The sequence below is a fragment of the Delftia tsuruhatensis genome (assembly GCF_903815225.1).
GTDB classification, from domain to species: domain Bacteria; phylum Pseudomonadota; class Gammaproteobacteria; order Burkholderiales; family Burkholderiaceae_C; genus Comamonas; species Comamonas tsuruhatensis_A.
In genome coordinates this window covers 5,780,340-5,799,267 of record NZ_LR813084.1, presented here as the reverse complement: position 1 = coordinate 5,799,267, position 18,928 = coordinate 5,780,340, and the positions used below count along the sequence as shown (strand labels likewise).

The window sequence follows — 18,928 nt, the reverse complement described above, 5'->3', positions numbered from 1 at the left end:
CGATTGCTGCGCGCCAGCCTTCTGTGTTCTGTTGCCGGCTGGCGCAGGGGATTACCCAAGATGGAATTCCAGCATCTCTTCGAAGCTGGAAAACAGGAGTTCCTCTTTTCCATTGTCATGGTCGAAGAGGAATATTTTTCCTGATTCAGTGGTATAGATCGGGTTGCCTGATCCATCCATGGAGATGACACAATAATTCCCTTGAATAGGCCACCGGCCTGCCTTGAAATCGTTGGTCAGTTCGGCGATGCTGGTTTTTTCCAGCAGCTCGTTGTTGTGCATTCCATATATGGATATTCCGGCATAGCATCCGCCAAAATTCTCCAAAAACAGCTTGTAGCTTTCTTCAAAGGAAAATCCAAGGGCGGCTTCAGCAGATTTGATATCCTCAGGGGTGTTGGGTAGCAAGGAGTATTGATATTGTGATAGGTAGTCGGCAACTCTATCCAGCAGATCTTCTTTCATGAAATATTACTCGATGATCGGAGAATAATTGCACTCCTTGGACCCTATCAGCGTTTCGACATTGCCAAGAGCTTGAGGTCTCTTGTTGAAGATATCTTGAGGCTTCAAAATCAACTCCTTGAAGTCATTTCTTCTTCCTTGGCTCGATCCAGGATATCAAGAACCCTGCGGCGCCAAAGACATCATTGATTCTAGGCAGGTCTTGCGCATCGACATCCATCCTGTAGACGGAGCCGCCGACCTTCTTCAGCATATCATTGCCAAAGCTGTTGAAAATGAAATCTCTCAACGGCAGGCCGCCTGCTTTCTGAGACAGCTGGTTCTCGGAGAAGTAGTTTATCGGATAGATCATTCTGGGGCTCCTGATGACTTCAGTCCCTGAAATATATGCCGAAAAATTCCCTCTTTCATTCTTGAAAATTGTCGATGACAAATGATAGGAGACCCCTTTGGCAGCATCTCCTGTGCAGCATCTGAATCCATAGGAGGGTGACAGGATTCCTATAAATCTTTCCGCCACGAGTTCCAGCTTGTTGTTGAAGGTTCTTTCGGGGAAGTGCAGTGTTACAGTGGAAAGGCCGCCATGATCCCTGCTGTTGTAATACATGGCATAAATATTTTCAGATCCTAGATCTTCTTCATTCGACATGTTGAATGAAGATATGTCCCCAGTTGCCAGGCCCTTCTCAAGCTTGATTCTGCTGATGGATCTGGAGCTGAAATCACCGGGATGATCGGCCTTTCCTTGAGGCAATGAATACAAGTAGTCAAAGTACTTTGATTTCAAACCTGTGGCTGTCTCCATTTCCTGGAAATTTCTATAAATCTCCATGGGGCTGGATACTTTTACATCGTAGAGATGGTAATTGACATGCATTTGTCGCCTCCGTGTTCCCTGCGGTATTCTTATACCATCGTTTGATATTTTTTGATTGTCTTTCTGTTCTGCACGAGGCCTGCTAGGCATTGAATTCAGTGAATAGATGCTTTTCGCCAGGCGATTTCCATGGACCTTTCAGATAGATCTGAGGTGCCTCGCCTCAGTAATATCGCATATCGATGCTCATATGGTTTTAGATATGTATTTCTTGAGGTGGGTGGTTTTCAAAGACATGGACATCCTCCAGGTCGCATTCGAAATACCCCCATTTTGCCAATTGGCCTTCAGCCATTCAGAAGATAAAACAAATCCCTCTTTTTCTTGGGGTGAGGATTCTTTGGGCAGCCAGGTATACAAGTATCCAGCCTTGTAGCCAGAGCACACCAGGAGTGCAACTGCTCTTCCATCGTCTTGCAGGATTTGCACGACGATGAAATCAAAAAGTTCCTCATCTGGAGGCAATGCCTTGCACCTGAGTACATTGCCTGTGGCAAGGTCATGGCTGTATTCTGTTAATTTCCCCAAAGGCTTTAGCATCTGATGTTGTGCCTTGCTGGTTTATCCGTGTGTCTGCCTGGATTCTTTGATGTTTTTCAGGCCATTTTCCAGAATGGAGAGGTTTTTCAGATTTCCATCTCTGTCCCTGGCCTTTTGCCAATTCGGTATTGTCTTGCTGAACATCTCGTCGCCGATATCAGTGACATCCGATCTCATCAGTGAAAGGTCCATGAGAACATTTCCGTTCTCATCAAAGGGATTCACAAGCAGCAGGTTGTTTTCATGTAGAAATCTGAAAATGACGATAGAGCTTTCAAGAACCTGTTTTCTCCATGTGATGTTTTTGGAGGACTGGTAGATGTCATTGATTGACGGCCAAATAAGATGATCTTGCATATGTTTGCCTGGATGGAGTCAACGCTTGCGATCTTGCAATGCTGCGGTCTTCTGTCAGTCTTCTCTACCTGGGGGAAGCTAAATATACTCCGGCAACCGCAGATCGTTTCCTGTTTTTATGGCGGGGCTATTCCGTTGTCGGTTCTCGCCTTCCTCGGCGGCTGTGGATTGGATGCGTGAATTTCTGAGTTCATTCCTCCATCTCTCCCATTCTTCGGTGACCGTGCTGCCCCAGGTCCTGTAGCTGGCCTGCCAGACCAGCCGGCCCTGGCTGTTGCTCAGCTCCTCGGGCATGCCACTTGGTCCTTGCGCAGCTTGGTCTGGCTGCCGGTTTACTGGCATTCTGTGCCGGAATTTATGGTTCAGAGATAAAAATATCTAGACCATTAATTAATAAATAACAAACATGAAATCAATGGATATCGTTTTCAATATCTAAAAGACCTCTATATTTCGAGAATATCTCCATGGCAAAGAAATTTCCATTTATTAAATCTTCATAAATACCCAAATTTTCAGACCATTCACGAAATAATAAATAGAAATTGGAGCCATTCAAGCTGGATTCATCAAAAGTTGCCTTCCAATATTTGGAAATACTTCCGTCTATCAAGCGAAAGAATTCCGAATACACTGGAACAGGATATAATGAGTCTTTGTTTTCATATATATAATAAAAAACCTTCCCCTCCCAAAAGGCGAGGCCTTGGACAATATACTTTCGCCCTATTTCTATGTTTTGATTTTCAGGGGAAGACATAAATCTCACTAGATTATTCTCCAGGAAAGAAGCTTCATCCAGGAAATTTCTTATTGCCTTTATAATCATGGCTTACTCCTAAGGTTTTTCTCCCGGAGAGACACTTGGCTCCACTTTTTTTGCATAGTCCCCGATGCTGTTCGGAGTCATTTTCTTAAACTTGAAGTCGGCTGTTTTCCCAGTTTTAGGATTGCGAACATAGTGAGCGACAGAGTCTTTGCATCAGCCGATTTGACTCCCATTTTTTCCAGCCAGAGTATCTGGGATTCTTCATATTGTCCATAATTTTATTGCCCGCACCCGTTTTTTCGCCTCCAGTGCAAAGCTATCTTGGATAGAAGAAGGTTTCCTGGCGAATGGGCCTTTTTCGTATCTTTCAGTATTGTCGTTTCTATATCTATCCGATTTTGGGCAATACGCCAGCCCCCAAGGATCAATCCAAGCAATCGGATTAGGTGAATAACTCCCTAAATTAATCCCGCCATCCAACCCGATCGGATCCGGGCAGATGAACCGCCCCACGTCCGGATCGTAGTACCGGAATGTGTTGTAGTGCAGCCCCGTCTCCCTGTCCAGGTACTGGCCCTGGAAGCGCAGGTTCTGCTGCTTCTCCGTCTCGGACTGTGGCGTGTCGCCCTGGTCCAGCGGGTGCAGGCGCTGGCCCGCCAGGCCCTTGATCTCCCATTCTTCGGTGACCGTGCTGCCCCAGGTCTTGTAGCTGGCCTGCCAGACCAGCTGGCCCTGGCTGTTGCTCAGCTCTTCGGGCATGCCCACCTGGTCCGTGTGGAAGTAGTAGACCTTGCACAGCCGGGCGTCGTCGTTGTCTGCCGGCCCATGGGTGGCGGTGGCCCAGCCTTCTATCCGCAGATCCTGTGCGCGTTGTTGCGCCTCGGCGTTCAGCGAGGCCCAGTAGCGGCGTTCGAGGTCGGTGGGCTCGGAGGCCGGGGGCTCGGGTGCTGTCGTTGCCGCTGGCGCCGTGGCCTGTGGGTCGTCGGTCGTGCCCAGGCCACCTTGCGCGGTGGGCTCCCCGTCCGCATCAGGCGCTACTCGCAACTGGACGCCTATCGGCGCGGTGACCTTGAGTCCTGAGCGCGATGGTGTTGTTCAGCACTACACGGAAGGGATTAAAGACCAAAAAACTCAATGAATGAGGCGACAACTATCTTGACACGCACCGAGGGTCTAGGGCGTAGCGTGTGCGTGCGTTGCCTTGGAGGCGCAGGGTTTCGCGGTGCACTCGGCGTTCACGTTGAAAGTGGGTAGTAGATCTTCAGCGCTACTTCCTCTGAGCCGTCACTCCTGTATCGGAATCCATCCATGACAAAGATACACCATTTGAAATCTTTGCACCAAATATATGAATACTCATAATTAAAGAAGGCTGTAATATTATTTATAACATCAATCAATTCCTTCTTGCTAACACAAAACACAGGATCAGCATCGCCGTTATATTTATAATGCCGCAAAACATAGTATTCATCATCCAGAAGAATATCATTAAATGAATTAGTTGATATGATTAGTCCTTTGTCAAAAGAAAATGGTCTTTTAAAGGAGAAATCTTTTTTTTCCTTTAATTTCCCATTGTTGAAGTATTTTTTCTTTACTATTCCATTTTTAAAGAATTTGAAAACAAGAAATTTCAACAATCTTTTTGAAATTCCCCCATCGACCAAGGTGCCCGGAGCAAATTCCTTCAATTTAACCCCCTATGAATATATGACCTTGATTACGTCCATTATCAGTTTTCCATTTAATATGCGGCAAATCGTTACCAACATCTGCTTCACCCTCCTGCCAGCGATCGCGAGAATTTCTATATGTTCCGTCTCTTCCTCTACCGGGTTGCGGCTGATGAACCTCATAGCCTTTCTCATACGGGGACGATTCATACATTTTTCGCCGATTCATTCGCAACCCGGCATCCCTCATCAACGCCCTTGCATCTGCCATATTGGCCACGCGGACATCCCCACGCCCTGATTTTCTGAGGGAGGCAACGGCGTCATCCCAGCCTTTAGTCCCTGGCTTTACTACTGGTAGTTCACTGGATTTTAGGGGTTTTCCCGCGGAATTGACTCGTTGCCCGGTCATACGACAGGTGGGATTCCACCCCCAAGGATCAATCCAAGCAATCGGATTCGGCGAATAACTCCCTAAATTAATCCCGCCATTCAACCCGATCGGATCCGGGCAGATGAACCGCCCCACGTCCGGATCGTAGTACCGGAACGTGTTGTAGTGCAGCCCCGTCTCCCTGTCCAGGTACTGGCCCTGGAAGCGCAGGTTCTGCTGCTTCTCCGTCTCGGACTGTGGCGTGTCGCCCTGGTCCAGCGGGTGCAGGCGCTGGCCTGCCAGGCCCTTGATCTCCCATTCCTCGGTGACCGTGCTGCCCCAGGTCCTGTAGCTGGCCTGCCAGACCAACTGGCCCTGGCTGTTGCTCAGCTCCTCGGGCATGCCCACCTGGTCCGTGTGGAAGTAGTAGACCTTGCACAGCCGGGCGTCATCGTTGCCTGCCGGCCCATGGGTGGCGGTGGCCCAGCCTTCTACCTGCAGTTCCTGGGCGCGCTGTTGCGCCTCGGCGTTCAGTGAGGCCCAGTAGCGGCGTTCGAGGTCGGTGGGCTCGGATGCCGGGGCTTCTGCGGTTGCCGCCGGAGCGGTGGCCTGTGGGTCATCGGTTGTGCCCAGGCCGCCTTGCTCGGTGGGCTCCCCGTCCGCATCCAGCCGTGCCAGCGGGACGTAGCTGTCGGGCTCGTACACGTAGCTGATGGTGCTGGCGCCCCGGCGCTCTTCGATCAGCCGCATGCCTTCCCACAGGAAGACCGTGGTGCCGAAGCGGTCGTGCTTGGCCACGCGCCGGCCTATGGCGTCGTAGTCGAAGCGCACGGTCTGGGTGCTGGCGTGTTCGGTGCCCGGGCGCCGCGTGGTGGTGACTTCGGTGAGCTGGTTGTCCTCGTCCCAGGCAAAGCGCTGGTCGGTGTGCCTGCCGCTGAGCTTGCGGATCAGGCGGCCGTGGCCGTCGTAGTAGTAGCGCTTGTCTTCGAATACGCGCACCAGGTTGTCGCGCACGTAGCCGGCCTGCAGGTGCTGGGTGCGGCTGCGCAGCAGGGCCTGGGCCTGGTTGTCCAGGATGTTGCCCGCGGGGTCGTATTCGAAGTGTTCGCTGTGGGCGGCGGGGCCTGCCTGGGCCATGCCTGCGAAGGGCTGGCGGGTGCTTTGCTCCACGCGGCCCGTGGCGTCGTAGCGGTGGGTCGTGTCGCCGCGCAGGCTGTGGCGGGTCTGCCGCAGTTCCCCGACCTTGTCGTAGGCGTAGGCCTTCATGAGGCCGTCCAGCGTGCTTTGCTGGGGCGTGCCCGCCGACTGCAAGGCCTTTTGCCATGGCGCGTCACCGCTGCCGTAGGGCTGGTGGACGATGCCGGCCGATTTGCTCCAGGCCCCTGTGCGCCGGCCCAGGGGGTCGAGTGCGTAGCGTGTGCGCGCACCGCCCTGGGTGCGCAGGGTTTCGCGGTGCAGCGCGTCGCGCTCGATGTCGCTGATGAGCTGGTGCACGGCCAGGGCGTCGGGCACGCTGGTGTCGCGCTGGCTGTAGTTGATCTGGTGCAGGTGGCCGGAGCCGCAGTGCAGGTAGTTGAGCGCGCGTTCCATGCCCGGGCTTGCGGGCAGTCCGGGCAGGATGGTCTGGGTGCGGTTGCCCAGGGCGTCGTGGCTGTGGCGCAGCTGGTGGCTGGTCCCGGTGGTTTCGTCGGTTGCCGTTTCGGTGATGACGTTGCCGGCCAGGTCGTACTGGAAGGCGCTGGTGTGCAGGGGTTTGAGGCTGCCGTCGGCCTGCACTTGCAGTCTGGTGGCCGACAGCAGCTGGTCCAGCACGTCGTAGCGGTAGTGGGTGTGGTGGCTGGCCGTGCGCTTTTCGATGAGGCGGCCCACGGCGTCGCGCAGCAGTTCGGTGCGCCGGGGCTGGGGGCCGCTGGTGTCGGCGGCGCCGTCCACCTGGCCGCCCCAGCCGGGGATTTCCGGGGTCTGGCCGGCGCCGGCCGTGCCGTCGCCGACCAGCAGTTCATCGCCCATGGCGGGCCAGTGCGTGACGGCCACGGGCCAGCCGGTGGCGTCGTATTCGACGGTGACGCGCTGGCCGCCCACGCGGGTTTCCTGTACCAGCCGGTCGGCGTCGTCATAGGCGAAGCGGAAGGCTTCGCCGTTTTCGTTGATGAGGCTGGACAGGCGGTGGGCGCCGTCGTAGGTGAACAGGACCTGGCGGCTTTCGGCGTCTTCGTGGGCGGTGAGCTGGCCGTAGGCGTTGTAGGCGTAGGCGGTGGTGCGGCCCAGGGCGTCGCTGCTGCGCACCAGTTGCCCGGCGGCGTCCCAGTCAAAGCTGTGGTGCGAGTTGTCGGGCAGGTTCAGGGTGCGCAACCGCCCTTGCGCGTCATGGCGCAGGCCGGTGATCTGGCCCAGCGCATCGACGCTGCGCGCAGGGTGGCCACGGCCGTCCCAGTCATGGGTGGTGGTGCGGCCCGAGCAGTCGGTGTACTGGATGAGCTGTGCCCGCGCGCTCCAGCGCAGCTCGGCGGTGCCTCCTCTGGCATCGGTGATGCGCACGGGCAGGCCCCGGTTGTCGTTGAGGTATTCGGTGGTGCCGCCGTCGGCCCCGGTGTGGGCCAGCAGGTTGCCGAGGCGGTCGTAGCGCCAGGACAGCCGGCTGCCGTCGGGCAGCAGTTGCACGATGGGCAGCGCCCACAGGCCCAGCCAGGTGGTGCGGGTGACGCGCCCCAGCGGGTCGGTCTGCTGCGCCAGGTTGCCGTGGGGGTCGTAGGCATAGGTGGTGCGCCGGCCCAGGGCGTCGGTGGAGGCCAGCAGCTGGCGCAGCGCATTCCATTCCTGCGCCAGGCGCTGGCCTTGGGGGCCGGTGGCGAGGGTGATGTTGTAGGCCCGGTCCCATTGCCATTCGTAGCTGCGGCCCAGGTGGTCGGTGGCCTGGGTGTGGCCTCCTGCCCGGGCCATGGCATCGGTATCGGCATCGGTATCGGCATTGCCGGCTTCGGCGGGCGCCGCCTGGCTGTCTGGGGCTGGCAGGCGGTAGCTGATGCGCCACTCATGGCCGGCGCTGTTCCATTGCCGCACCACGCGGGGGTGGTCGGCGAACGGGGCCCATTCGTAGTGGCTGCTCAGGCCGGCGGCGTTGCGGTGCTCGGTCATCAGGCCCGCGGCGTCGTAGGCGAAGCCGCGCACGCTGCGGCCTTCGGCGTCGAGCACGGCGCTCAGGCGGCCTTGGCTGTCGTACTGGTAGCGCACCAGTGTGCCGGGGGTTTCGCCGGGGGCGACGGTGGCGATGTCGATCTGCGCGATGCGGGCGTTGTGGGGGGTGCCCGCGCCGCTGGCCTGTGCCTCGGCCGGTGCCTGCGTGTAGCTCAGTTGCAGCCGGCGTCCGGTGCTGTCGGTGATGCCGTCCAGCAGTCCGTCGTGGCGGTATTGCAGGCTGATGTGGTTGCCGTTGGCGTCCTGCACGCGCGCCAGGCGCCAGGTGCTGGGCGCTTCGGGCATCTGGCCCGCGGTCGCGGGCTGCTGCGGCTCGAACAGGCGGTACAGGCCGTCTGCGCCTTCGACCACGTATTGGCCGTCTTCGGCGCGGATGAGCTTGTAGCCTTCGGCGATGTTTTCCTGGGCATGGCCGGGCTCCAGCGGCTCCCATGGAACGGGGCGGCCCTGCTCGTCGGTGTAGCAGGCGCTGCCGTCCGCGGCGATGTCCAGCCGCACGAAGTATTCCCCGCCCCAGCCGGGGCCGTGGCCGGTGTCGCCACGGGTGTCCATGCTGTTGTAGAAGCGCCGCCAGCGCAGGGGCAGCGGGCCGGGCAGCTCGAAGTCGGTGTCCAGGTCGCCGCTGAGGATCTTGGCGCCCGTGGCCGCGTGCACGGGGCCGCCGATGGCGCCGATGACCATGCCTATGCCCGTGCCCAGCAGCATGCTGCCCAGGCAGGGCAGCTTGGAGGCCAGGGTGCCCGGCGCCTTGAGCAGGGCGCGGATGCCCAGGCCGCCGACGACCAGGCCCAGCACGGTGCCGGCCATGCGCGAGATCAGGGGCACTTCGTCGGCGACCTTGCGCAGGCGTGCCTTGGGGTCGCCCACGAAGACGTCGGGCGAGCCGTCGAAGATGGTGGCGCCGCATTCCACCGCATCGCCCTTGCGCGCGAAGTTCACCTGGTTGACGAAGACGGTTTCCGAGCCTTCGGCGATCAGGATGAGGGGCGAGTCCCTGGAGCAGGTGACTTCATCGACGGGCAGCGCGGCCGAGGCGCGGGCCGCGCCCGTGGACTTGCTGTTGACGAAGACGTTGGGGGAGGCGGTCTGTATCTTGCCGGTCACCGTGTAGGTGTCCGGCATGTATTTGTCCACCAGTTTGGACCCGATGGTGCTTCCGATGCTTCCCGCGATAAGGGAGACGGCGCCGCCCGTGGTGAGCAAGGTGGTACCGGCCACCGCGATCAGCGGCAGGGCCATGCCTCCCGTGACGACAACGGCGCTCACGGCCAGGCAGGCCACCGCGCCCGCCACCATGCCGCCGATGACGCCTCCGGCCACCTTGGCCCAGAACTTGGCGTGCGCGTTGCTGTGCGCGATGGGGTCGTGAAGTCGTGCTGCGGGAGATCCGGGCATGGCGTGGTGCTGGGGGTCGTTGCGGGGTCAGGCCAGCACGCAGCTGGCCAGCGCCTTGTGCCATTGCGCCAGCTCGTGCTCCGTGAAGGGCTTGAAGGCGTTGGCCGTGAGGATGAGCACGCGCGGTGTGTCCGGCAGTTGCACCACGGCCTGGCGCTGGAAGACGTCCCTGCCCTGTTGCCGGAAGCTGGTTTCGATCTGCAGGCCCATGGCGTGCGGTGCGCGCTGGCCCCATTGCGCGGGGCTGCGCGAGATTTCCCGGAACTTGCTCGACTGGCGCGAGAGGTCCTTGAGCTGGCGGGACACGAAGCCCTCCAGCGCTTCTCCTTCGAGCAGCCTGTCGCGTGTGATCACGTAGGAGACGCCCGTGCCGTCAGGGGACATGAGCATGTGGACGGAACGGTCGATGAGTTCGTCGGGCAGTTCGAACGAGGCCTCGTTGCAGGTGTATTTCATGGCGTTCAGCAGTTCAGGAAGATGTTCTGGCCCTGTTGGTCGAGGTCGTCGTCGAACTTGACCAGGCCCTTTTTGACGCCAACGATTTCGATGTCGCCCTCGCCGGTGATCTTGATGTAGGCCTTGCCCTTGCCGGCCACCAGCGTGATGCTTTCCTCCGCCTCCAGCCGGATGTGCTTGCCCGCCTTGACCAGCACCGAGTCGCTGCTGGCCCGCACGCTCACGTTCTGCTCGGCCAGCACCGAGGCGTCGGCCGTGGTGGAGGTCAGGGTGGCGTTTTCCTTGGCCACCAGGTTCAGGTTGCCCGTCTGCGCCTCGTGGGCGATGTCCCCCTGGGTGACCGTGGTGCGTTGCCCGCCGCCCGTGACGTGGGTGAGCATGCCGCCCTTGGCCAGCAGGGTCAGCTGGTCCTGGGTGGAGGTGGTGACCGGGCCCGTGCCATGCACCGATACGCTCTGGCCGGAGCTGATCACCACCGGCTTGGGGCTGATCATGGTGTGCCCCTCGGGGCTGACGATGGAGACGATGGGCTGGTTGATGTCCTGCGACTTGGCCCGCATCTCCAGGGCCTGGGGCATGGCGGGGTCGGTGTCCAGCGGCATCCTCAGTTCCGGGCCGGCGCCGGACTGGCTGCCACCGGCCACGAAGTCCGCCACGGCGGCGGCCATCTGTCCCAGCGACTTGGCGGCCGCCACCTTGCCCACCATGGCCTGCACGCCCGAGGCCAGTTCGCTCATGTGCGACTGCTTGAGGTTGTTGATGGCGCCAATGACGGTCTCCATGGAGCTGACCGCGCTTTTGGCGTCCGCCATGAGGGCCTGCACGGACTCCAGGCTGGCACCCATGCCGGAGAAGCCGTCGGGGTTGTCATGCGCCAGTTTCTGCTTGAAGTCCTGCGTATAGGTGGTGATCAGCAGTCCCTTGTCCGCACGGATGGCCCCCCACTCGTTGGTGCGCAGCTCGAAGCCATAGCTGCGCTTGGCCTCCGTGCTCTGGTTCATGAGGTAGCCCATGTGCAGATGGGTGTTGCCGTAGTCGCTGGACAGCTCCAGGTGCTCTATGCCCTTCTTGTCCTCGAAGCGCAGCATGTTCTTGCCGCCACCGCCCTTGCTCCAGTTGGTCTTGGTGCCGGATTGGGTCTTGTGCCGGGGCAGCTCCCAGGGCGGCATCTGCAAGGCGTTGTAGACGCGGCCCGTGATGATGGGATGGTCCGGGTCGCCGTTGAGGAAGTCGACGATGACCTCCTGCCCTATGCGCGGGATGTGCATGCTGCCGTAGCCCGCCCCCGCCCAGGTCTGGCTGACGCGGATCCAGCAGCTGGAGTTCTCGTCCATCTTGCCGTAGCGGTCCCAATGGAACTGCACCTTCACGCGGCCGTACTTGTCGGTGTAGATCTCCTCGCCCGCGGGGCCCGTGACCACCGCCGTCTGCGGGCCCGTGGTGTGGGGCTTGGGCGTGCTGCGCTGGCTGCGGTAGGCCACGCTCTTGGGCACGGTGGCGAAGCTGATGCGGTAGGTGGTGGGGCTGTCCGTGCCCGCGCGCTTGGAGCGGCCGCTGCCGCCCGCGCCGTCGCTGCGGCGCACGTTCTCCTCGAAGCGGTAGGTGGCCGACTCGATCAGGTAGGGCTTGTTCTGGTCCTGGCGCGGGTACTTGCTGAGCGTGAACAGGTAGCCCGGCGCGATGTTGCGCGCGTTGCCCTCGCCCTGCGCCATCTCGCGCTGCGCCTTCTGCTGCTCGATGCGCACGCGGGCATAGTTCTCGCCATCGCCCTGCTGGGTGTAGCCGCCGGGCCAGTCGAAGATCTCGCGGCTGTCCTCGGTGTGGCCCGCAGGCTGGCGGTGGCGCGTGGTCAGGTCGGCCTTGGGGCGTTCGAAGTCGTAGTCGTCGGCCTCGAAGTGGCCCGAGGCGATGTCCTCGGCGAAGGTCCAGCCATCGATGTGGTCCTCGTCCTTCACGTGGGCCGCGCGGTCGCCCGAGTAGTAGGGGATGGTGGCAGGTCCGTTGGGCAGCGGGCTCAGCGAGCCGATGTCGTCGGCCAGCACCAGGGTGTGGCTGCCCTGGCTGTGGGAGAAGAAGAAGAAAATTCCCTCTTGCTCCATGAGGCGCGAGACGAAGTTGAAGTCCGACTCGCCGTACTGGACCATGTAGACCCACTCACGGTAATGGCCGGTGAGCTTGTTGTCGATGGAAAAGCCATAGGGCGCCAGCACTTCCTGGATGATGTCCGGTACCTTCTTGAACTGGAAGATCTTGAAGTCCGATCGGCGCGTGGCATGCCATAGCCAGGGGCGCAGCAGGGCTTCGTAGCTGAAAAAATCCCCGTCTCTGCCGGTGTAGGTGAATTGCGTCACCTGGCCCGAGAGATAGCGCTTTCCACCCCCGCCCGATTCCGTGGTGAGATCGATCTCCACGCTCATGTCCTTGCCCAGCAGGGCCTTGGCGGAGATGGAGGAGCTTTCGCTGATCAGGCTCACGCGGAATTCGAAGAGGCGGGAGATCTGCTCCTCTCCGGACAGGGTGCGGAATTCCAGTTGGTCGCCCAATGGGCTGTGGGCGATGAAGGTGCGATTGGACATGGGTTCTCCTCTCCCTCTGCGAACGCGAAATTGGCGCCATCATATGGCCAAATAAAATTGAAACGAATTGTCAGCAAATTCCGTCTGCGGATTCGGCGGGGGGCAGGACGGGAATGGCGAATCCCTGGAGCAGGGGCTGCAATGGGGCGGGCGGTGTGTGCCTGAGGCAATGGCCGTCTGGCGGGTTGTGCCGCATGCGGATGAGCAGGTGGCTCGTCTGCGCGCTGGCGAAGAAGGCATGGCGATAGCGCGATTGGAATTCCTGCCAGCACGCGATACCCATTTGCCGGGTCAGGACCTGCTCCACATGGGCCCAGGCGGGCTCAAGGCAATCGGCATAGCTGCGACGCCTCAGTGACCATTTCTTGTGCTGGAGCTGGCCTGGCTGTCCCGCGACGAGAAACAGGCCGTCGCTGCCCAGGCGGGGTATGGGATGGATGCTGAGGCGCACATGGACGAGAGGGGGCCGCATGGCGTCGAACCAGGCGTCAAGCAACTGCCGGTACATGGCATCACGCGCGGCATCGGTCTCGGGCAACCGGCCGGCATGTTCCAGCAGTTCTGGAAACCTGCGCATGGCGTCGGCCGTGGCTTCGGGACACTGGATGACGAACCGGTCCTGGCAATGGACCTGAAACTCCTGGCGGGCGGCGATGGCCTGTTGCCAGGCCCCCTCGATGCCATGGACCTGGATGGAGAAGGTCCTGCTGAAACGCTTCCCGTGGCTGATCAGAATGGCCGACCATGCGGTCAGCTTGCCATTTTTGCGGATGCCGTAGACGCCGGTGACGCCTGAGGTATTGGTCTTGCGCAGCTGGGTATTGAGAGCCATGCGCGTGGAAGGTGGAAAGAGGCGCATTGCCGCATCGCGGTAGGCCTGGGCCATCAGCAGTGCCTGGGCCTTTCCTCCATAGGTGCTGTCGAAGAAATAGCGCTTGATCGCGCGCTTGCGCCGTGTGAAGTTGACGGCCCACAGCGGGCCCTGCGCATTGTTTTGCGAAAACATCTTCGTGCGCGTGATGCTGTATTGCGCAGGAATGGAAAGCGCCTGGTCGCCATCGGTGGCCTGGTCTTTCGGCACATGGGTACCGCCCCCATGGGGGGGTGTGGCGCCATCCGTCTGCATGGAGTCCATTGCGCTGTCCAAATGAAGTTCAGGGATGGCGTGAGTCTATGGGTCCATTGGCGGAGGCGCGCGAATTTCCCTGTGCAGTTAATGGGAGTCCTAGGAATGGAGGGGTGTGAAACTTCTGGTTTCATGTTTTCCCCCTATCCGTCCGTGGGCGGATTCCTTTGCTGCTATTGCGCTGCGGAAAGGCGGATGATGTCTTATGGAGTGGCTGAATGCTTTGTCAATGGATTTGAATGTAATTCTTGGTTTTTAGGACTGGTCTTATCAATCGTTTCCTGGAAATGCCATGAGTCCTGGAATGCCACCCTGGCTTGTCCGGCTTACGACGCGATCACCAGCCTCGAGTACCCCACTGCCGCCGACTTTTCCACCTTCACCTGCACTGCGATCCTGTCCTTCAAGGCTTCCACATGGCTGATGATGCCGATCGTCTTGCCACCGTCATTGAGGCGGTCCAGCGCGGTGAGGGCGACTTCCAGCGTATCGGCATCGAGGGTGCCGAAGCCTTCGTCGAGGAACAGGGAGTCGATGGAGGTCTTGTGGCTGACCAGGTCCGACAGCGCCAGGGCCAGGGCCAGGCTGACGAGAAAGGCCTCGCCGCCCGACAGGGTGCGTGTGTCGCGCGGAGTGTCGCCCTGCCAGGTGTCCACGATCTCCAGTTCCAGCTCGCCTCCGGGCCTGCGACGCAGCAGATAGCGGCCGTGCAGGCGCGCCAGGTGGATGTTGGCCAGGTGCAGCAGATGGTCCAGCGTCAGGCCCTGGGCGAAGCGGCGGTATTTGTCGCCCCGGGCCGAGCCGATGAGGCTGTCCAGGTGCTGCCAGAGGTCGCTGTCGCTGGCCTGGGCGGCGATCCGCTCGAACAGGGCCTGCTGGCCCTGGCGGCGGCGTTCGTCGTCGTCCAGCCGGGCGCGGACGCCGCCCAGTTGTTCGCTGAGGGCGGTGCCACGGTCTTGCAGTGCCTGCAGGCGGGCCTGGATCTCGTCGGGCGGCAGGTCGGTCAGGGCCTGCGATTGCAGTTGCCTGTGTTCGCGCTGCGCGGCTTCCAGCAGGGTGGCCGCGCGCTGTTGCGCGGACTGCAGTTGCTGGCGCAGCGTGGCCAGGCGCTGGCGCTCGGGCGCGGGCAGCAGCGCCTGGGCGTAGGCCGATTCATCCGCGAAGGGGCTGGCTGCCAGGGCGGCCCGCCATGCGGACAGGGCCTGGGATGCCTCCTCGTGTTGACGGGTCAGTGCGGCGCGGGCCTGTTGCTGCCGGCCTTGCAGGGCATCCCGTTGCTGGGTGGCGGCGGCGATGTCGCCGGCGCACCGGGACAGGGCCAGGGGCAGTTGCTCCAGCGGTGGCAAGGCGGGTGAAGGCGCTGCATCGTCCGGGTGTCGCAGGGCTTCGGATTGCGTCTTCCACTGGGTGGCCCAGTGTTGCGCCTGGGCTTCGGCGGTCTCGCATTCCCTGTGCTGCACGGCCAGGGACCGGGCCAGCTGCTGCAGGTCGCGCTGTGCCTGCTGCCAGTGCTGCCATTCGGCCTCGCGCGCCTGCAGCCAGGGCGGGACATCGTCGGGCAAGCAATGGCCGCTTTCGTGCAGCGAGGCCTGCAGCTGCGCATCCAGCGCCCGGGCTTCGTCCTGAAGGCGGGCAATGGATTGCAGCAGTTCTTCCCTCCGTGCGCGGTTGTCGGCCAGGGCCTGTTGTTGCAGTGCAAGCCGGCCTTGCGCGGTCTGCAGCACATGGCTGCCGTGCTGGAGCGCCTCCCGGGCCTGCCGCACGGCCTGCTCGTCCTGGTCGGCCGCCTGCACGGCGTGCCTGAGCTGCTCCAGCTGACGGGCGCAGGCCTGGGCCGATGCGGCCAGGGGCTCGGCCTGCCGCCAGCTGTCGGCCGTCAGGGGCAGGGCCTGCGCCAGGCCCTGCCATGCGCCGTGCCAGCGTGCGATGTCCTGGTCCAGCTCATCGGCCTGGCGCTGGCGCGCGGCCTGGGCGGCCGTGGTGGCCGCGAGCGCGGCACGGGCTGTTTCGCCCTGGGTTTGCAGGGTGTCGAGCTCTTCCTGCTTGCGGTGCAGCGCGGCTTCGGTGGCCGAGGCGTCCAGCGCCTCATAGGCGGACACGGCGGGATGCTCGTGCGCGCCGCACAGCGGGCAGGGCTGGCCCGGCTGCAGGGCGTGGCGGTGCTCGGACAGGCTTTGTATGCGCTGCTCCTGGGCCAGCAGTTGCTGCTTGTCCGCAACCTGTTCCTTGACGCTCTTGTACTGCTGCCGCAGGGCGTGCAGCGCCTGGTCCTGTGTCCGTGCCAGGGCCTGGCCATCGCGCAGTTCCTGCTCCAGCGCGGCTTGCTGGCGCGCGAGTTCACGGCGCTGCGCGGCCTGGGATTCGGCCTGGCGCCACAGGTGCATGCGCTCCTGCTCGGCCTGCTCGCGCGCGCGCAGCTCGGCGATGCCGCCGATGCCCTGAAGGCGCTGCGCCTGCTCGTCCTGCGCGCGCTGCAGTGCGGCGTGGGCGCGGTCACGGGCCTCGCTGGCGGCCTGCACCTGGGCGGCGCAGGCCTCGGCTTCGTGCGCGATGTGCACCTGGTCGGCATCGAGCTTGTGCAGGGCTTGCTGCTGGCCGGCCGCTTGCTGCTGCTGGCTGGCGCGCAGCTTGAACTGCTGGCGCCAGCTGCCCAGCCGTTCGCCCAGCAGCGCATGGGACGCATGGGCGGCGCAGAACTGCGCCAGGCCCTGGTGCTCGGCCTGCTGGCGGGCCAGGGTGTCCCGCGCGGCCTGGGCCATGCGGGCGGACAGGGCCTGGGCATGGCGGTGCTGCTCCAGCAGCCGGGACTGGGCCTGCCGTTCCTGGTCGCCGAGCTGCCGCAGCTGCTGGCTGCCTTGCTCGCAGGCTGCCGTGGCGCGCTGCCAGGCCTGGTGCAGCGGCTGCAGGGCCTGCGCGGGATCGTCGTTGGCCAGGCGCTGCAGATCGGGTGCGGCCTGCTCCAGCGCGCGGGCGGAGTCGGCGCAATCGGCCTGGGCCGTCTGCAGCGCCTGTGCGGCCTGGGCCAGTTGCTGCTGCCATTGGTGCTGGGCCTGGGTGCGCAGGGTTTCTGCCAGCAGCGCGGCCTGTTCGTCCACCATGCTTTCCGCCTGGGCCTGCAGGGCGTCGCGGGCTTCGGGCGTCAGGAGTTGAACTCCGTCGGCCTGGGCCTTGAGCTGGTCCAGGCGCTGGCGCGCATCGCGGGCGTGCTCGAAGACCCTCTGCGAGATTCGGCCGTAGATCTCGGTGCCGGTCAGCTCTTCGAGCAGGCCGGCACGCTCGTTGGCGCCGGCTTCGAGAAAGGCGGCGAAACCGCCCTGGGCCAGCAGCATGGATTTGGTGAAGCGCGCGAAGTCCAGCCCCGTGATGGCGGCCATCTGGTCGAGCTTGTCCCGGGTCTGGCTGCTGAGGATGGTGCCGTCGCCCCGGGCCAGTTCCACCCTGGGGGCCTGCAGCGCGCCGTCCGCCTTGTCGCGCGCGCGGCGCTGGCTCCAGAAGGCGCGATAGGCCTGGCCCTTGACCTCGAACTCGACCTCGGCCAGGCAGTCGGCCGTGTGGCGCGTCATGAGCTCGTTGGCCGAGGCCGAGATGCTGTCCAGCCGGGGTGTCCGGTGGTACAGCGCCAGGCAGATGGCGTCCAGCAGCGTGGACTTGCCCGCGCCCGTGGGGCCGGTGATGGCGAACAGGCCGTTGCCCGCGAAGGGTGCCTGCGTGAAATCGATGCGCCATTCGCCCTTGAGGGAGTTGAGATTCCTGAGCCGCAGCGTGAGGATCTTCATGCGCCGGCCCCCTCCTGCCCATGGGCCGTGGCGTCGGAATCCAGCCCCTGGACCACGGCGCGGTAGCGCTGCGTGAGGGCCTGGGCCATGGCGGGCTCCAGGGCTTCCAGCGCCAGACGGCGTTCGAAGACTTCGTCGGGGCTGATCTCGTGCAGCGATTCGCCGCCCAGGGCGGCGATGCCGGGCGCCAGCCGGCCGCGCTGGCGTCTGACGCGCAGCAGCTCCAGGGGCAGGCCTTCGGCCAGGGTCTGGACCCGCTCGCCGAGGTTGGCGAGGTAGTCGTCCTGTTCCACCACGACTTCGAGCCAGACGCTCCGACCCTGTCCGGCTTCGGCCACCGCCTTCATCAGCGCGGGCAAGGCAGCCAGGCTGCCGCTGACCGTGGCCAGGGGTTGGAAGCAGGGCACGGGCAGGGGGGTGACGGCGCGCAGTCCGCCAGGGTCCAGGTCCACCAGGAGCATCTGCTTGGCCTGGCGCGATTCATCGAAGCTCAGTGCGATGGGGGAGCCGCTGTAGCGGATGTGCTCCAGCCCGCCGACCTTCTGCGGCTGGTGGATATGGCCCAGGGCCACGTAGTCTGCGGGGGGAAAAGCCGAGGTGGGGAAGGCGTCCAGCGAGCCCACGTAGATTTCGCGCACGGATTCGCTGCTGCTGGCGCCCACGGTGGTGAGATGGCCCGTGGCGACGATGGGCAGCGCAAGCCCCAGCGCGGCGCGGCGCTCCAGCGCGGCCGCGTGCACGGCCTGGTAGCAGGACTGTATGGCCGATTGCAGGGCCTGCTGCTTTTGCTCTGCGCTCTGACCTGCCTGGCTCTGCACCAGGTCGCGCGGGCGCAGGAAGGGCAGGGCGCAGACCAGGCAGCCGGGCTCGGCGGGCTGGCCGGGCCGGCGCCGCAGCGGCAGCGGCACGACATGGCTGCAGGCCTCTCCCACGGTGGCGACCACGGTGGTGTCCAGGCAGGCCAGCAGGGCCCGGCTTTCGGCCAGCGTGGCCACGGAGTCATGGTTGCCGCCCAGCAGCAGCAGGGCCACGCCCTTGGCGTGCAGGCCCACCACGAGCTGGCTGTAGAGTTCGCGCGCATGGCTGGGCGGCGAGCCGGTGTCGAAGATGTCGCCCGCGATGAGCACGGCGTCCACTGCCTGGACATCCACCTGTTCCAGCAGCCAGCGGATCAGCGCGGCATGTTCGGCCTGGCGGCTCTTGCCCATGAAGTGCTGGCCCAGGTGCCAGTCGGAGGTGTGAAGAAGGCGCATGTGCCGAGTATCGGTGCAGTGTCCGGCCGGTGCGCCTGGGCGGCCTTTGGGGGGCGGTGCGCCTGGGTGACAGCCTCGTGGCCCGTGGCGGCTA

At 62.5% G+C, this 18,928-nt stretch carries 14 protein-coding genes; all 14 read right to left on the bottom strand.

Features of this window, described 5'->3' with window-relative positions:
- Positions 1–51: 51 nt before the first annotated feature.
- The 14 genes from L1Z78_RS26420 to sbcD all read right to left on the bottom strand — a co-directional run bounded on the left by L1Z78_RS26420 (position 52) and on the right by sbcD (position 18,834).
- Positions 52–465: an SMI1/KNR4 family protein gene (locus L1Z78_RS26420; protein ID WP_234639287.1), complete on the bottom strand. Its 414-nt coding sequence runs from the start codon at positions 463–465 to the stop codon at positions 52–54.
- A 124-nt stretch (positions 466–589) separates the two neighbouring features.
- Positions 590–1,342, bottom strand: coding sequence for a hypothetical protein (locus L1Z78_RS26415; protein ID WP_234639286.1), 753 nt, complete (start codon positions 1,340–1,342; stop codon positions 590–592).
- A gap of 186 nt (positions 1,343–1,528) precedes the next feature.
- Positions 1,529–1,882, bottom strand: coding sequence for an Imm45 family immunity protein (imm45, locus tag L1Z78_RS26410; RefSeq protein ID WP_234639285.1), 354 nt, complete (start codon positions 1,880–1,882; stop codon positions 1,529–1,531).
- A 21-nt stretch (positions 1,883–1,903) separates the two neighbouring features.
- A complete protein-coding gene (locus tag L1Z78_RS26405; protein ID WP_234639284.1) occupies positions 1,904–2,239 on the bottom strand; it encodes a hypothetical protein in 336 nt (111 codons plus the stop codon).
- Positions 2,240–2,317: 78 nt separating this feature from the next.
- The gene (locus L1Z78_RS26400; RefSeq protein ID WP_234639283.1) at positions 2,318–2,533 is read right to left on the bottom strand and encodes an RHS domain-containing protein; all 216 of its coding nucleotides are present in this window, start codon (positions 2,531–2,533) and stop codon (positions 2,318–2,320) included.
- Positions 2,534–2,651: 118 nt separating this feature from the next.
- The gene (locus L1Z78_RS26395) at positions 2,652–3,068 is read right to left on the bottom strand and encodes a hypothetical protein (RefSeq protein ID WP_234639282.1); all 417 of its coding nucleotides are present in this window, start codon (positions 3,066–3,068) and stop codon (positions 2,652–2,654) included.
- Between the two features lie 201 nt (positions 3,069–3,269).
- Positions 3,270–4,052, bottom strand: coding sequence for an RHS repeat-associated core domain-containing protein (locus L1Z78_RS26390; protein WP_234639281.1), 783 nt, complete (start codon positions 4,050–4,052; stop codon positions 3,270–3,272).
- Between the two features lie 191 nt (positions 4,053–4,243).
- Complete coding sequence (locus tag L1Z78_RS26385) at positions 4,244–4,702, bottom strand: hypothetical protein (RefSeq protein ID WP_234639280.1); 459 nt, start codon at positions 4,700–4,702, stop codon at positions 4,244–4,246.
- Position 4,703: 1 nt separating this feature from the next.
- Positions 4,704–9,647: an RHS repeat-associated core domain-containing protein gene (locus tag L1Z78_RS26380; protein ID WP_234639279.1), complete on the bottom strand. Its 4,944-nt coding sequence runs from the start codon at positions 9,645–9,647 to the stop codon at positions 4,704–4,706.
- 27 nt (positions 9,648–9,674) lie between these two features.
- Complete coding sequence (locus L1Z78_RS26375) at positions 9,675–10,103, bottom strand: DcrB-related protein (protein WP_234639278.1); 429 nt, start codon at positions 10,101–10,103, stop codon at positions 9,675–9,677.
- Positions 10,104–10,108: 5 nt separating this feature from the next.
- Entirely contained in the window at positions 10,109–12,679 is a 2,571-nt protein-coding gene (locus tag L1Z78_RS26370) for a type VI secretion system Vgr family protein (RefSeq protein ID WP_234639277.1), read from the bottom strand.
- A gap of 70 nt (positions 12,680–12,749) precedes the next feature.
- The gene (locus L1Z78_RS26365; RefSeq protein ID WP_234639276.1) at positions 12,750–13,814 is read right to left on the bottom strand and encodes a hypothetical protein; all 1,065 of its coding nucleotides are present in this window, start codon (positions 13,812–13,814) and stop codon (positions 12,750–12,752) included.
- Positions 13,815–14,131: 317 nt separating this feature from the next.
- A complete protein-coding gene (locus L1Z78_RS26360; protein WP_234639275.1) occupies positions 14,132–17,581 on the bottom strand; it encodes an AAA family ATPase in 3,450 nt (1,149 codons plus the stop codon).
- Positions 17,578–18,834: an exonuclease subunit SbcD gene (sbcD, locus tag L1Z78_RS26355; RefSeq protein ID WP_234639274.1), complete on the bottom strand. Its 1,257-nt coding sequence runs from the start codon at positions 18,832–18,834 to the stop codon at positions 17,578–17,580. Before sbcD ends, L1Z78_RS26360 begins: the two co-directional genes overlap by 4 nt.
- Positions 18,835–18,928 lie beyond the last annotated feature (94 nt).